The 14220-nt window shown below is 44.0% G+C and carries 16 protein-coding genes; 11 read left to right on the top strand and 5 right to left on the bottom strand.

Annotated elements, in window-relative coordinates; translation table 11 throughout:
• Positions 1–16 precede the first annotated feature (16 nt).
• Entirely contained in the window at positions 17–1213 is a 1197-nt protein-coding gene (locus HFD85_RS04160) for a SpoIIE family protein phosphatase (RefSeq protein ID WP_167605337.1), read from the bottom strand.
• Positions 1191–2123 (bottom strand): PAS domain-containing protein, encoded by a 933-nt coding sequence (locus tag HFD85_RS04165; RefSeq protein ID WP_167605338.1) that lies wholly within the window; start codon positions 2121–2123, stop codon positions 1191–1193. Before HFD85_RS04165 ends, HFD85_RS04160 begins: the two co-directional genes overlap by 23 nt.
• A 297-nt stretch (positions 2124–2420) precedes the next feature.
• Between HFD85_RS04165 and HFD85_RS04170 the strand changes: the two genes are divergently transcribed.
• The 11 genes from HFD85_RS04170 (at position 2421) to HFD85_RS04220 (ending at position 11150) form a co-directional block, all read left to right on the top strand.
• Positions 2421–2765 (top strand): hypothetical protein, encoded by a 345-nt coding sequence (locus HFD85_RS04170; protein ID WP_167605339.1) that lies wholly within the window; start codon positions 2421–2423, stop codon positions 2763–2765.
• Between the two features lies 1 nt (position 2766).
• Positions 2767–3183 (top strand): ATP-binding protein, encoded by a 417-nt coding sequence (locus HFD85_RS04175; RefSeq protein ID WP_167605340.1) that lies wholly within the window; start codon positions 2767–2769, stop codon positions 3181–3183.
• The gene (locus HFD85_RS04180; RefSeq protein WP_167605341.1) at positions 3180–4547 is read left to right on the top strand and encodes a [Fe-Fe] hydrogenase large subunit C-terminal domain-containing protein; all 1368 of its coding nucleotides are present in this window, start codon (positions 3180–3182) and stop codon (positions 4545–4547) included. Before HFD85_RS04175 ends, HFD85_RS04180 begins: the two co-directional genes overlap by 4 nt.
• On the top strand, positions 4534–4866 hold the full coding sequence (locus HFD85_RS04185; protein ID WP_167605342.1) for a DRTGG domain-containing protein: 333 nt from the start codon (positions 4534–4536) through the stop codon (positions 4864–4866). The genes HFD85_RS04180 and HFD85_RS04185 overlap by 14 nt, the downstream gene beginning before the upstream one ends.
• 4 nt (positions 4867–4870) lie before the next feature.
• Entirely contained in the window at positions 4871–5611 is a 741-nt protein-coding gene (locus HFD85_RS04190) for a PHP domain-containing protein (RefSeq protein ID WP_167605343.1), read from the top strand.
• On the top strand, positions 5608–6156 hold the full coding sequence (locus HFD85_RS04195; RefSeq protein ID WP_167605344.1) for an ATP-binding protein: 549 nt from the start codon (positions 5608–5610) through the stop codon (positions 6154–6156). The genes HFD85_RS04190 and HFD85_RS04195 overlap by 4 nt, the downstream gene beginning before the upstream one ends.
• A 29-nt stretch (positions 6157–6185) precedes the next feature.
• Complete coding sequence (locus HFD85_RS04200; protein WP_167605345.1) at positions 6186–6581, top strand: (2Fe-2S) ferredoxin domain-containing protein; 396 nt, start codon at positions 6186–6188, stop codon at positions 6579–6581.
• Between the two features lie 14 nt (positions 6582–6595).
• A complete protein-coding gene (locus HFD85_RS04205) occupies positions 6596–8389 on the top strand; it encodes an NADH-quinone oxidoreductase subunit NuoF (RefSeq protein ID WP_167605346.1) in 1794 nt (597 codons plus the stop codon).
• 20 nt (positions 8390–8409) lie between these two features.
• Positions 8410–10161 carry an NADH-dependent [FeFe] hydrogenase, group A6 gene (locus HFD85_RS04210; protein WP_167605347.1) on the top strand — a complete coding sequence of 584 codons (1752 nt, stop codon included), beginning with the start codon at positions 8410–8412 and terminating at the stop codon, positions 10159–10161.
• A gap of 49 nt (positions 10162–10210) precedes the next feature.
• Positions 10211–10573 carry a four helix bundle protein gene (locus HFD85_RS04215; RefSeq protein ID WP_167605348.1) on the top strand — a complete coding sequence of 121 codons (363 nt, stop codon included), beginning with the start codon at positions 10211–10213 and terminating at the stop codon, positions 10571–10573.
• 70 nt (positions 10574–10643) lie between these two features.
• On the top strand, positions 10644–11150 hold the full coding sequence (locus HFD85_RS04220; RefSeq protein WP_167605349.1) for an NADH-quinone oxidoreductase subunit NuoE family protein: 507 nt from the start codon (positions 10644–10646) through the stop codon (positions 11148–11150).
• A gap of 53 nt (positions 11151–11203) precedes the next feature.
• On the opposite strand, the gene HFD85_RS04225 is transcribed toward HFD85_RS04220, so the two are convergent.
• The 3 genes from HFD85_RS04225 to HFD85_RS04235 form a co-directional block, all read right to left on the bottom strand.
• The gene (locus HFD85_RS04225; protein ID WP_167605350.1) at positions 11204–11983 is read right to left on the bottom strand and encodes an alpha/beta fold hydrolase; all 780 of its coding nucleotides are present in this window, start codon (positions 11981–11983) and stop codon (positions 11204–11206) included.
• A 113-nt stretch (positions 11984–12096) separates the two neighbouring features.
• Positions 12097–12873 carry an NIPSNAP family protein gene (locus HFD85_RS04230; protein ID WP_167605351.1) on the bottom strand — a complete coding sequence of 259 codons (777 nt, stop codon included), beginning with the start codon at positions 12871–12873 and terminating at the stop codon, positions 12097–12099.
• A gap of 46 nt (positions 12874–12919) precedes the next feature.
• Positions 12920–14107, bottom strand: a complete 1188-nt coding sequence (locus HFD85_RS04235) for an aldo/keto reductase (RefSeq protein WP_206081855.1) — start codon at positions 14105–14107, stop codon at positions 12920–12922.
• Between the last annotated feature and the right edge of the window lie 113 nt (positions 14108–14220).

Below are 14220 nucleotides of genomic sequence, written 5' to 3' on the forward strand. Positions count from 1 at the left end.
TAATTCGCAAAACAGGTTATACGTATTCTACTTTAACTTTTTTAAAGAATTTGTGCACCAGGATTTTTACGATGCGCTTTATCACAAATTTCCTTAGCTCCAGTTCCAATGGTTGATCCGGATCCTGATGGGCCCAGTTGATTCGGGTTCCAACTATAATATCAATACTATCATGTTGCAGCAACAATTTTACAACTTCCTCGGGAGGTGTATTTCCCAAACGCGTATCGCTGTCGTAAGTTTCCAGTATTTCTTCAACTTTCCCCAGTGTGAGGATACCCTCGGTTACCATTTCAAAGCCCGACATGGTTGCGCTGGGTGGTAGTTTTTCAAGGTTTTTATTTCCGTGTTGAATTTCCACATTCAGGTTTAATTCGCGCGCAATGATCTCTGCTGTTGTACCGCCGCAAATGATCTTTTTCCCATCGAATCCCTTTATGCGGCCTACAAAATCGTAATCCTTTATTTTGTAAAACGGAGGCCCGGTAATCAGCATGAATTTCCGGGGTTCGCGAAAATAGATTACCCCCGACGTAGCATCATCTTTTACTGAGTAGTCGTCATTCATTAAGGCCTGGTTGATGACTTTACGCGAAAGTTTAGTCGCCGAAATATCCGGTTGTCGTTTCACCTGGTTCAGGATAAATGCTTCCAATTGTTCCATGCCCCAACCCATTGGGAAGCGTTTATTGCCCAATCCCGACTGCGGTATTCCGTCCGACATAAAAATAATCCGGTCTTCTTTACGTGCCATAAACTCTTTGCAAAGCATTACTTTGCCTTCGTTGCCTTCGCCTTTGATGGCCAGCTTATATTCTTTGGGCTGAATTGAAACTCCGTTCCTGATGACCAGCACACAGGGATTGTCGTAGTTCACAATGCGCACGTGCCCGTCGTCTTCCAGTTCGATGATGGTAAACGTTGCATAGCTTTCTTTTTCTTCGCTTCTTGGAAGTGCTTCAAGAATAAACTTGGCGGCAACTTCGGGTTTGGTGTGCAGTTGTGTGTATTTCAAGGCCATGGTAGAGGTTAAAGTCGCCAAAACACTGGCTTTTATTCCATGACCGATTCCGTCGCTCAGTACCAGGACTGTACGACCTTCTTCTCTGAAAATACTGGATTGAAACACATCGCCGCAAGCTGTTTCTCCTTTTGGGCGTTGTTGCTGAACATCAATTTCAACATGAAAATCAGGAATTGTCTTCGTCTCCATAACGGTAAGTTTGAATGATCGAGTTTAACAATTCTTCAGTTTCTGCTGCATTTTCGCCCAACAGGAAAGCTACTTTCTGAACGGTCTCAATATTTTGTTTGTTGATTCTCCGGGCCCGGTTAATGATCTCATCCTGAACCAGCATAGGTGCCGACATGTCGCGAAAAACGGCACCGACCACCCTGTTTTTATACAATGTAACTACAGAAACGTGGAGCAGTTTGTTGGCAAAACGCAGGTCGCGTTCGGTTTTTTCTTCGCCTGAATTCAGCACTCCCTGCATCATTTTATAAACCACTTCGGGTACCAGACCACTCACATCGGCTCCTTTTAATCCCGGAATAGTGTCGTACAATTCTTCGATTTCTTCACCCATTAAACGGGCAAAACTCTCGTTCGAATCCACCACTTTAAACTCACGGTCCATCATGACGATCCCCGCCGATATTTTATGGATCATTTGCGAAGAAACTTCCATTGATTCCTGTGCCTTTGCCAAACGTTTCTCCGTCATTTTTAAATCCGTGATATCGTTTATAGAACCAACAATGCCGACTATTTCACCTTCATTGTCGCGGATTACAGCCTTGTTCAGAATAACATGATGCGATGTTCCGTCGCCATGACGCACTTGCGTATTGTACACCTGAACGTCAGGATTATTTAGCAATTCGGCATCCTGATGGGAGTATTTTTCGGCCATTTCTTTGGTGTGTACCTCAAAAACCGACTTTCCAACAATCTGTTGCTTTGTTTTTCCGGTAAACTTTTCGTGTGCCGCATTACACATTTGGTAAACGCCATTTACATCGCGGTAAAAAATGGGTACGGGAAGCGTATCAATAATCTTTTGGTGTATTTCCGGATCGTCGATGTTTCCGGTCAGAAACGAGTCTTTATCGTAAATCATGGTCTGATGTTTATTGGTCTTTTTTATAAAATCTCATAGTTCCATGTTAATTTAAGATTACGTCGTTTCACACCTAATTTCCTTAAAATTGTCATTGTGAACGAAGTGGCGCAATCCTTTAAAACCGATGCATTGCAGGTCAATAGTTGTTAAAAATACGGATTTTATCAGGCATAAAAAATATCGCTTGTTTTTAATGAATTTAAATTCCGCCTCTTGAACTATAAAATAATGATTATCACCTTGGCTACTACTATATTTGCAGCGTAAACGATTTTATAAACCAGAAATTGAAACGTGAAACTAGCTGATATTATTCGACATACAGAGGCTAATCTCGTTGTTGGTAGCGATTTGGATCAGCACGATCTGAAAAAAGCATTTAGCTCCGATTTGATGAGCGATGTACTGACCCTTGATACCGAAAATATTCTATTGATTACAGGACTAACCAATCCGCAACTGATTCGCACGGCTGAAATAGCTGACATCGAAGTGGTGTTGCTGGCACGTAATAAAAAAGCCAGTGCCGAGATGATTGAACTGGCCCGTGAAGTGGGTGTGGTGTTGCTTGAAACACCTTACTCCATTTACCGGGCAAGTGGTATTTTATACAAAAACGGATTGGAGCCGGTGTATTAAAATGAAGTTGGAATTCGACATAGCAAGTGGCGACTTTTCTCAGGCCGGACAAGCATCGAGCCGGATAAAAAAGGTATTGAAGCAACTTCAGGTCGATCCGAAGGTGATCAAGCGTATTGTCGTGGCCGTTTACGAAGCCGAAGTAAACGTAGTGGCGCATTCGTTAGGCGGCCAAATCATTGCCGAATTCAGTAACGAATACGTTGAAATTACGGTTCAGGATTGCGGCCCGGGTATCGCCGATATCGGGCAGGCAATGACCGAAGGCTATTCTACCGCTTCTAAGAAAGTAAGGGATATGGGATTTGGCGCCGGAATGGGCCTGCCTAATATTAAAAGGAATACCGATGAGTTGAGTATCGAAAGTACTGTGGGGAAAGGAACCTGCTTAAAATTTAAGAACAATTTGAACGGATGACAACATTAACACCATACCATGCCATTAAAGTTGACCCGGATAAATGCATCGGTTGTACACATTGCATGAAAACCTGTCCGACGGAAGCAATCCGTATTAAAAACGGGCTGGCGGCCATTAATGCTTTACGTTGCGTGGATTGTGGCAACTGTTTGCGTTCGTGCCCGGTAGATGCTTTTTATGTGGAACACGACAACCTGCATCAGATTGAGGATTACAAATACCGTGTGGCATTGTTCCCAGCGGTAATGATCGGGCAGTTTCATGAGAAATACAGCGAAGATCAAATTTATCAGGCAGTTCTTAAACTGGGATTTACGCATATCTTCGAAGTAGAACAACCCATCAGTTTGTTGGTGAACGAGATAAAAGGGCAGGTGCGGGAGGCCGATTCGAAACCATTGATTTCATCTTTTTGTCCGGCAATTGTCCGCTTGATCCGCTCGAAATACCCGTCGCTGGTCGATAACATTATTCCGCTAAAAGTTCCGCACGACCTTGCAGCTGCTTTCGCCATCGAAACGCTACGAAAAAAAGGAATTGAAAGAGAAGAGATCGGTTTGTTTTATGTGTCGCCATGCTCAGCCAAAATGGCCGCTGTTAAAAGGCCCCTGGGAGAGAAGGAGTCAGTGGTCGACGGGCTGATCAATATGAAAGATTTTTATAACCGGATCATGCAGGTAATTTCAAAAGATCAGGTTGAAGACACCAGCGAGTTGAGAAAGCACTTGCGCCGCGATGGAATTCTGTGGAGTTTGCCACGTGGTGAAGCACGGCATTTCAAGCAAAAATCGATGGCTGTTGACGGTATCAACAATGTTGTGAAGATACTGGAACGGATGGAAAACGACAATGTGCCTGATCTCGATTTCCTTGAATTGAAATCGTGCCACCAGGGCTGTGCCGGAGGAATCCTGCTGACAGGAAACCGGTTTTTAACGGTAGAGCGTTTGCAGAAGCGTTCGAAACGTTATCCCTTTATAGGAGAAGATGACCTTGGCTGCGTTGATTGTAATGCAATTGAACCAACCCTGAAAGGAGAGCCGATTCTGCCAAATTATGTTTTTGCGCTGGATGCCGATCGAATGAAAGCGCTGGAGAAACTTCAGAAAATGGATCGTATTCTTTGTCAGCTGCCGGGGATCGATTGCGGTGCCTGTGGCGCACCAAACTGTCATGCACTGGCCGAAGACATGGTTCAGGGAAAAGCAAAAATGACGGACTGCGTATTTCTGCAAAACAGATATTTAAACGAAAATAAAATAGACGTTAAACGGGCGACACGCAACCTGGAAAATACTTGGGGGCAAAATCGTTTTGACGCCGACTGTAATAAAAAAGGAGGAAGAAATGAAGGTTTCTGATCTTGTAAATCAACTGCAACTAGAAGTTTTTTGCGGCCAGGCCGGGCTGGATAATGAAATCACCGGCGGCTATGTTTCCGACTTGTTGAGCGATGTGATGGGCAACGCTTCGGAAGGCGACGTGTGGATCACTTTGCAAACGCATCAGAATGTGATGGCAATTGCTTCCTTGAAAGAGCTGGCTGCGGTGATCCTGGTAAAAGGATTCGAACCCGATGAAGATTCTGTAAAGTACAGCAACGAGGAAGGAATCCCGGTTTTGGGAACCTCGATGACCACTTTCGAAATCAGCGGGAAATTGTACGATATTTTAAAATAAGCACATGCTGAGATTCAGGGCCGATTTACACATTCACACTGTTTTGTCGCCCTGTGCCGATTTGGAAATGTCGCCGCGAAATATCGTGTCGGGAGCCAAAGAGGCAGGGCTGCAGATCATTGGCATTACCGACCATAATTCAACTAGGAATGCGTTGGTAATCAAAAATCTGGCCCAAGCTGAAGGTATTTATGTTTTAATGGGGGCAGAGGTTACTACCAAAGAAGAGGTGCACTGTCTGGCGTTCTTTGAAGCTGATGAAGAGCTGAAGGAATTTCAAAATTATCTGAATGACAACATCACAAAAATACCCAATCCGAACGGACACTTTGGTTATCAGCCGGTGGTTGATGCCGACGAAAATGTGCTGGAAATGGTGGATTATTTTTTGACTTCGGCACTTAAAAAAGGCATTTCCGAAATTCAGCAAAAAGTGTACGATCTGAACGGAATATTTATTCCGGCGCATGTAACGCGGCCGATGGGAGGAATTTTTTCGCAGCTTGGATTTATTCCGGCTACGTTAAACTACGATGCACTTGGAATTACATCGAAAACTTCGGCAGCAGCTATTCGTGCTACAAAAGGTGTGAAACCTGATGTTACGCTGGTGTACAATTCCGATGCTCATTTCCCGGAACAAATCGGCAGAAATTACTCGGTCTTCCATCTCGAGGAAGTTAGTTTTAAGGAGATTCGAATGGCCCTGAACAGGCTTCATGAAAGATTTGTGGAAGAGCGATGAGAACACTGTCGGAACACATACTTGATATTGCTCAGAATTCAACCCGGGCCGGGGCGAAAATGATTGAAATCATAGTTGAAGAAAGCAAAAAGAAAGACCTTTGTAGCCTGACTATTAGCGATAACGGTTGCGGAATGGATGAGGAAACGTTGAAACAGGCAACCAACCCGTTCTTTACTTCCAGAACTACCAGAAAGGTAGGATTGGGCCTGCCACTTTTAAAACAAAAAGCCGAAGATGCAGGAGGCAGTTTTTCTCTGAAATCGGAACCCGGCAAGGGAACAAAGCTGCGAGCCGAATTTCAACTTTCAAACATCGACCGGCCTCCCATGGGCGATATCTGGGACACACTTTACCTGCTGTTTTTAAGCTACCGCGATATTCAACTTGTTTATCGTCACGTTACTGCAAACGGTGAGTTCAGTATCAGTACATCGGAACTAAACGAAGCACTTGGCGATGTTTCGTGGCAGGAAAAGGAAATAAGAAACGGAATTATTGAATTGATAAAAGCAAACCTCGGCGAGATCGGGGCAGCAAAATAGAGAAATATTATAACTCAAAAAAACCGATAATGACTAAGATTAAATCATTGGCTGATCTTCGGAAAATGAAAGAGGAAGTTCAGTCGAAAATTAAGCTTCGCGAAAACAGCGATAATTCGGGCCAACTGGTTCAGATTAAAGTTGGAATGGCAACCTGTGGAATCGCCTCGGGAGCCAAGGACACCATGAAATTCTTTATTGAAGAACTGGAGCAGGAAGCCATCGATGCAGTGGTTACCCAAACCGGGTGCATGGGTTTTTGTTATGCCGAACCAACTGTTGAGGTAATTCTGCCAAACAAAGAACCGGTTATTTTTGGCCATGTAGGCAAAGAAAAAGTTCACGAAATTGTTGATGCTTACATCAAACGCGGTGAACTGGTTGACGGAATTATTCCGGTGAATTTTAAAACCATTGACGACTAATCAAAACCGAAACTATGACCGATTACAAAATGCATCTGCTTCTTTGCGGCGGTACAGGATGTAAAGCCTCAGAAAGCGATGAAATAAAAAAAGAACTCAACCGGGTTCTCGAAAACCACAAACTTCAGGATGAAGTTCAGGTAGTATCGACCGGTTGTTTTGGCTTTTGCGAAAAGGGCCCGATTATTAAAGTACTGCCTGATAATACCTTCTATGTTCAGGTTACCCCGCACGATGCGGTTGAAATTGTTGAAGAGCACGTGGTAAAAGGCCGTCCGGTACAGCACTTGTTGTATACCGATCCAAAAACGGCAAAGCATATTCCCGATTCAAAAGGGATGGATTTCTACAAAAAGCAGATCCGAATTGCCCTAAAAAACTGCGGTTTTATCAACCCTGAAAACATTGATGAATACATTGCGCGCGACGGGTACCAGGCACTGGGTAAGTGTCTTACTGAAATGACGCAGGATGAAGTAATTAAGGAGGTAAAAGATTCAGGCCTGCGGGGTAGAGGAGGCGGTGGTTTCCCAACCGGATTGAAATGGGAGATCACAAAAAATGTGGAGAACGAGCAAAAGTACGTGGTGTGTAATGCCGATGAGGGCGACCCCGGTGCTTTTATGGACCGTTCAATTCTTGAAGGCGACCCGCACGCCGTACTTGAAGCCATGGCAATTTGTGGCTACTGCATTGGTGCCGATACCGGTTTAATTTACATACGCGCAGAATATCCTTTGGCCATTCAGCGACTAAAAGTTGCGATTAAACAAGCCGAAGATTACGGTTTGATCGGAGACGATATTATGGGAACCGGCTTCAATTTCAGAATTGAATTGCGTTACGGTGCCGGAGCTTTTGTGTGTGGTGAAGAAACCGCGCTGATACATTCGATGGAAGGTTTGCGCGGCGAGCCTACTTTCAAACCACCGTTCCCATCGGTTTCGGGTTATATGGGCAAACCTACCAACGTAAACAACGTGGAAACTTTTGCCAATATTCCGGTGATCATCAACAAGGGAGCAGCCTGGTTTAGCAGCATTGGCAGCGAAAAATCGAAAGGTACAAAGGTGTTCGCACTAGCCGGAAAAATCAACAACGTTGGTTTGATTGAGGTTCCGATGGGAACTACATTGCGCGAGGTGATCTACGACATTGGCGGCGGTATCAAAAACGGGAAGAAATTTAAAGCGGTACAAACAGGTGGCCCGTCGGGAGGATGTTTGACCAAAGAACATTTGGATATCCCGATCGATTACGATAACCTGATTGCCGCCGGTTCGATGATGGGCTCGGGAGGAATGATTGTGATGGATGAAGACGATTGTATGGTTTCTATTGCCAAATTCTACCTCGATTTCACGCTGGAAGAATCGTGTGGAAAATGTACACCTTGCCGTGTTGGAAACAAACGGCTTTATGAAATTCTGGATAAAATCACCCGCGGAAAAGGTGAGGTGGAAGACATTGAAAAATTGAAAGAATTAAGTGGTGTAATCAAAGACACAGCACTTTGCGGCCTGGGGCAAACATCGCCAAATCCGGTACTTTCAACCATTAATAATTTCGAAAAAGAATACCTGGCCCACGTTCTGGATGAGAAATGTCCGGCAGGACAATGTAAATCGCTGGTGCGTTACGATATTCTGGAAGATGCCTGTACAGGATGTACCTTGTGTTTCAGAAATTGTCCGGTGGGTGCCATCTCAGGCGAACGCCGTCAGCCACATTACATCGATCACAACTTGTGTATTAAGTGTGGTGTATGTTTCGAAAAATGTAAGTTCAACGCGATTACAATTAGCTAACCCGGAAACTCTGAATAATTATGGATACAATAAATCTTACGATAGATAATAAAACACTGGTGGTGAAGAAAGGCACCACTATTCTGGAGGCAGCTTCGGGGATCGGGATCGATATTCCAACCCTTTGCCACATGAAACTCGACGACCTGAACATTGAGAACAAACCGGGAGGGTGCCGCATTTGTGTGGTGGAAGTGAATGGAAGAAGAAATCTTGCTCCGGCGTGTTGCACCGAAGTGAACGAAGGAATGGAAATCAATACCCACTCGATGCGTGTGATAAATGCACGTCGTACCGTAATGGAATTGATTCTTTCCGACCATCCTTTCGACTGTTTGATCTGTGCCAAATCGGGAAACTGCGACCTGCAGGATATGGCACACAACCTTGGAATACGCGAGATTCGCTACCAGGGCGAACAATCGACTTACCGCGAAGATACTTCGCCGGCCATTATCCGCGAAGTAGACAAATGTATCATGTGCCGCCGGTGCGAAACCATGTGTAACGAGGTGCAAACGGTTGGTGTACTTTCTGCCATTAACCGTGGATTCGAGTCGGTGGTTTCACCGGCTTTCGAAATGAACCTCGATCACTCGGTATGTACTTATTGCGGACAGTGTGTGGCGGTTTGTCCCACCGGAGCATTAACCGAAGTTGATGAAACCGGTAAAGTCGTACGTGCACTTTCTGATCCAACTAAAACGGTGATCGTGCAAACTGCACCTGCAGTACGCGCTGCTTTGGGCGAAGAATTTGGCATGGAAGCCGGAACACTGGTTACCGGCAAACTGGTAGCTGCTTTACGTCGTCTTGGATTCGACCATGTTTTTGACACCGATTTTGCTGCCGACCTCACCATTATGGAAGAAGGCACTGAATTATTAAATCGTCTTGGAAAACATTTGAGCGGAGATAAAGATGTAAAACTTCCGATTTTGACTTCGTGCTGTCCGGCCTGGGTGAAGTTCTTTGAACACCAGTTCCCGGAAATGAAAGATATTCCTTCAACAGCGCGTTCGCCACAGCAAATGTTCGGAGCCATTGCCAAAACGTATTTTGCCGACCAACTCGGCGTAAAACGCGAAGATCTGGTAGTGGTTTCAATCATGCCTTGTGTGGCTAAAAAATACGAATGTGGCCGCGAGGAATTCAAAACCAACGATAATCCGGATGTGGATCACGCTCTCACAACACGTGAGTTGGCTGCTTTGATCAAGCTGTCGAACATCGATTTTAAATCGCTGCCGAACGAGGAGTTTGATAATCCTCTTGGAGAATCAACCGGAGCCGGAGTTATTTTCGGAACAACGGGTGGTGTAATTGAAGCGGCTGTTCGTACAGCCTACGAAATTCATACGAAGAAAGAATTACCTCGACTCGATTTTGATGAACTGCGCGGAATGGAAGGCATTCGCGAGGCAACTATCGACTTCGACGGGCTTCCAATAAAAATTGGAATTGCTCATGGTCTTGGAAATGCCCGGAAATTGCTGGAAGATATTCAGGCCGGGAAAAGCGAATTCCATGCCATTGAAATTATGAGCTGCCCCGGTGGTTGTATTGGCGGCGGTGGTCAGCCATATCACCATGGTAATGCCGATGTGCTTAAGCAAAGACAAAAAGCGCTGTACACTGAGGATAAAAACAAAGCTATTCGCAAGTCGCACGAAAATCCTTACATCGTGAAATTGTACGAAGAGTTCCTGGGAAAACCGATGAGCGATAAAGCGCATCATCTGTTGCACACCGAATACTTTGACAGAACCTAGTAGTCATTGGTCATTAGACAATAGTCATTAGGATATAAAGAAGGAAATCATGAGGTTAGAAGATTTAGTTGTATATCAGTTGGCAATGGAAATTGGAGAAGAAGTTTTTGCTATTGTTGATCAGTGGGAAAGCTTTCATAAATGGACAACTGGCAAACAACTTGTTGAAGCTGCTGATTCTATGGCCTCGAATATCTCAGAAGGATATGGAAGGTATTTCTATAAAGAAAACAAGCAGTTTCAATACTATTCAAGAGGATCTCAAAGTGAGACAAGAACCTGGTTACAAAAAGCAAAAAACAGAAAGCTGATAGATGAGGAAACTCATCACGGATTGATAGTAAAGCTGGATGAACTGGGTAGGCGACACAATAATTGTATCAAATCAATTGGAAAGACTGATGACCAGTGACAATTGACTAATGACTGTTCTTCAAGGAAAAAAGAATTATTGATTTAAAAAAAATAAAATCAAGAAAGAGATGCCAAAAATAAAACTTGCTGAAAATACAGTAGAACTTATAAAAGCCGTTTGTGCTGAGTTTGAAAATAAGGAAAGCGAACTGATAAACGTATTGCACGGGGTACAGCAGAAACTGGGTTATTTACCGGCCGAAGTGCAGGAAGTAATTGCCCGCGAACTGAACATGTCGGTGGCGAAAGTTTACGGAGTTGTTACCTTCTACAGCTTTTTTACCATGATCCCGCAAGGTGAATTCCCAATCTCGATTTGTATGGGAACCGCCTGCTATGTTCGTGGTGCCGAGCAGGTGCTTAACGAATTTAAACGCCAGTTAAAAGTTGAAGTTGGAGAATCAACCGAAGACGGAAAATTTTCGATCAACTGTTTGCGTTGCGTTGGAGCCTGTGGGCTCGCGCCGGTAGTTACGGTTGGTGAAAAAGTTTACGGACGTGTTTCTCCTTCAGAAGTTAAAAAGATCATCGCTGAATACCGTGAAGGTTGTGCTGATGATGCGAAAACAGCCTGATACAACCACAAGAAAGTCATGCTCTCACTTCAGGTGAGGGTATGACTTTATTTTTACCCTGAAATACTTTTTATGAATTCGATGCTGCGCCGGTTAAAGATCTCCGGTTGATCGATGTTGCACACATGACCGCTGTTGTCGATCACTTCGAGGCGCGAATTGAAATGCTTTTTTACCAGGTTCGATACCATGGGCAGAAACATGTGGTCGCGGTCGCCCATCAGGTAAAGAACAGGTGCCGAAGCTTCTTTAATAAGAAATTCCTGAAGGTTGTCTTTGATTTCAGTTGACATGCGCAGCCATTTCTTAAATTCTTTTTCACCCAAACGAATGGCTTCCTTAATAAACAATTTTCGCGATTCGATATCCTTTTTGTAGGGAATAAGAATCCACGCGTTGATCCTGTACAACCACATGTAAGGAACGATTGAACTTAGCAGTTTTGCTACGCTTACCAAAACCCGAATCCGTCCGTTGAACTGGATAACAGCACCTCCCATAATGATGGATTCAGCGCGTCCGGGTGCCAGTTTGTCAATGGCCCGAATAACGATACATCCCAAAGAAATACCAACAAGGTGAGCAGTTTCAATTTGCAAATGATCCATGGTTTTGATCACATCCATGGCAATTTCGTCAAACTTGTATTGCTCTTCTTTGGTGTATTCTTTTTTCGATTTGCCGTGGCCGCGTAAGTCAACCAAAAGCACATTGAAATGCTTTTTGAATTCGCGCAGTTGCCGAAACCAAACAATATTACTTCCGCCGGCGCCGTGTATAAAAACGACCCACGTTTTAGAAGTTTTATGATGGAATGTTTTGTGGTACAGCATGGCGCAAAAGTAGGTTTATTTTGAAAAATACCAAATACCCCAATCTTACCCCAAATAGCCACGTGTCAGCAAGCGTTTGTTGCAGCTGCTTTCTGTTGATTATTACAAATTGATTAAATATCAGAATAGGCGGTTGGATGACACAGCCATTTATCAATATGTGAAACTGTATTGGCGTATTCTGGTTTGTCTTTTAGTGCATTCCAATCCGGGTGGTCACGGAAGGCATCCCAATGTTCCTTGTTCGATTTCCTGTCGGAAAAAGACGTCATGTACATGAGGTTTGGCATGGCAGAACCCGACAATACCTCGCCGTAAAAAACAGCACTGAACACCAGTTTCTTGAATAACGCGCATTCTCCGCCTTTGTTGAACATGTGTACCTTTTGTCGCCACAGTTTTTCAGTAGGCCCCTGGTAACTTCTGAGTTCAAATATATGATCGCTTTTGGGCGTATCATATTTTGGAACGAAGAATTCCGGCTGATTTTCAAAAGCCCTCAGCAGAATCGATTCAATGCGAACATAGGGAGGATTATCATGTTTGGCATCCAGGTAAGCCTGCCCGTTTTTAAGGTATTCTTTGTCTTTGATGACCTTGTCTTCAACCGTTTCAAGCTGGCCTAAATTTTTTAAAGGAATAAAAACAAAGATTTTTGTTCCAACGGCAGGATCTTCTTCAACGGGTTTAAAAACGCCAACGGTTTTTATTCCGGCCCGGTGGAGTGCCGGTAAATAGGCATCTTCTAAATAAGCATCCACCATATTTTCCTGGGCCTTGTTTTCCAGGGTGTATACCTTTATCTGGTAGTAATCGCGTGCTATTGCACCAACTGAACTAAAAAGAATAGTCAGCAGAATGAATCCGAAAAGAGCTTTTTTTGATTTCATAGGTTTAGTTTTTGTGGTTTATTGATTCTGAAGGTAGTGAAGATAGCTAATTTTTCACCAATTTGAATTCAGGTACAAATAATTCCTTGTGTGTTTCGGCAAGCATCTCTTTTACGGGGATGTTTGGCGGAATCCTGGAACTGTCGATCTGTGCTATATTTTCCGAAGTTGGCAGCAACCCGGGAAACCAGTGGCTTTTTTGTTCAAATATTTTGTAACGGTATTTTGCAAAATCTTTCATGTCGTAGCATTTCCAAAGTTTACGCAAACGCAACACCTGCGGAATGTTTATTCCCGAAGGATCGTTTTGCAGATCGTAACCGTCGTAGGTGGCGTAAGGATCATCTTTTACAAAACTGTCCAATAGTAATTTAGTCTGTTGTTCTGCATCGCTCCAGGGCAGTTCAAACGGGAAGATGCCTTTCATTTCTTCGAAATGGGCCACTTCGTGCATGCCAAATGTTAGCGTGTGGACGGCGGGATTTTGCAAACAGAAACGCGCATTCCATTGAATAGGAGTAAGGGGAGCAGTAGCCTTTCTTACCTTTTCTGGAGCCTTAAAAAGCTGGCCTCCCTTGTCGTTGGGCGAGATTATAAAAACACCCATATCGTTTACCTGAGCCATGTTAACCGCTGCCAGGTTTCGCTGGTCGAAGTAGTAGTAATGCAGGTTTACAAATTCAAAAAGTCCCGTTTCGATAGCCCTGATGATCACCTCAAGCGGTGCGTGTGTACTAAATCCAACATGACGGATCACACCTTCTTCTTTCAGTTTTAACAGTTCTTCAACGGCACCCCCCGGTTTGCAACTCTGTTCAAAGAGTTCCTGGGTGTTCATGCCATGCCAGCCATAAAAATCGAAATAATCGGTTTGAAGATCTACCAACTGTTTTTCTACAAGTTTTCGGGTATCCTCAGCTGTAAGCGGATTGCCCTTGGTCATTAAATGGTAGGAATTGCGCGGAACCTTCAGCTCTTCATTCAACACCTTGCCATAAACTGTTTCGCTCTTTTTGTAGCCCCATGCTGTTTCAATATGATTGATCCCGGCATCAAAAGCCAAACGAACCGAAGTGAGGCATTCTTCCAGTGTATCTTTTGGAATTTCATGACGGGGATCGTCCCACCCATGTTTAAAACGCATTCCTCCCAGCGTTATTACACTAAGGTATTCTCCGGTTTTGCCAAAACGGCGGTATTGCATGCCCGGTTTGTTGTTTAAAATCTTGTGCATACTGTTTCTTCTGAAGCTCTAAATTTCAGCAAATTGTTACGAAGAAACCAACAAACAAGTGGAGTAGAAGTTGAATTGATATTGATTTAATGTTTTTATTGTGACGAAATCCT

Source organism: Maribellus sediminis (assembly GCF_011799805.1).
GTDB classification, from domain to species: Bacteria; Bacteroidota; Bacteroidia; order Bacteroidales; family Prolixibacteraceae; genus Draconibacterium; species Draconibacterium sediminis_A.

What these genes read in the sequence shown, in the direction of transcription:
- HFD85_RS04205 (WP_167605346.1), top strand. Translation starts at nt 6,596, where the DNA reads ATGACCGATTACAAAATGCATCTGCTTCTTTGCGGCGGTACAGGATGT.
- HFD85_RS04200 (WP_167605345.1), top strand. Translation starts at nt 6,186, where the DNA reads ATGACTAAGATTAAATCATTGGCTGATCTTCGGAAAATGAAAGAGGAA.
- HFD85_RS04235 (WP_206081855.1), bottom strand. Translation starts at nt 14,107, where the DNA reads ATGCACAAGATTTTAAACAACAAACCGGGCATGCAATACCGCCGTTTT.
- HFD85_RS04230 (WP_167605351.1), bottom strand. Translation starts at nt 12,873, where the DNA reads ATGAAATCAAAAAAAGCTCTTTTCGGATTCATTCTGCTGACTATTCTT.
- HFD85_RS04165 (WP_167605338.1), bottom strand. Translation starts at nt 2,123, where the DNA reads ATGATTTACGATAAAGACTCGTTTCTGACCGGAAACATCGACGATCCG.
- HFD85_RS04180 (WP_167605341.1), top strand. Translation starts at nt 3,180, where the DNA reads ATGACAACATTAACACCATACCATGCCATTAAAGTTGACCCGGATAAA.
- HFD85_RS04185 (WP_167605342.1), top strand. Translation starts at nt 4,534, where the DNA reads ATGAAGGTTTCTGATCTTGTAAATCAACTGCAACTAGAAGTTTTTTGC.
- HFD85_RS04175 (WP_167605340.1), top strand. Translation starts at nt 2,767, where the DNA reads ATGAAGTTGGAATTCGACATAGCAAGTGGCGACTTTTCTCAGGCCGGA.
- HFD85_RS04220 (WP_167605349.1), top strand. Translation starts at nt 10,644, where the DNA reads ATGCCAAAAATAAAACTTGCTGAAAATACAGTAGAACTTATAAAAGCC.
- HFD85_RS04215 (WP_167605348.1), top strand. Translation starts at nt 10,211, where the DNA reads ATGAGGTTAGAAGATTTAGTTGTATATCAGTTGGCAATGGAAATTGGA.
- HFD85_RS04195 (WP_167605344.1), top strand. Translation starts at nt 5,608, where the DNA reads ATGAGAACACTGTCGGAACACATACTTGATATTGCTCAGAATTCAACC.
- HFD85_RS04225 (WP_167605350.1), bottom strand. Translation starts at nt 11,983, where the DNA reads ATGCTGTACCACAAAACATTCCATCATAAAACTTCTAAAACGTGGGTC.
- HFD85_RS04190 (WP_167605343.1), top strand. Translation starts at nt 4,871, where the DNA reads ATGCTGAGATTCAGGGCCGATTTACACATTCACACTGTTTTGTCGCCC.
- HFD85_RS04160 (WP_167605337.1), bottom strand. Translation starts at nt 1,213, where the DNA reads ATGGAGACGAAGACAATTCCTGATTTTCATGTTGAAATTGATGTTCAG.
- HFD85_RS04210 (WP_167605347.1), top strand. Translation starts at nt 8,410, where the DNA reads ATGGATACAATAAATCTTACGATAGATAATAAAACACTGGTGGTGAAG.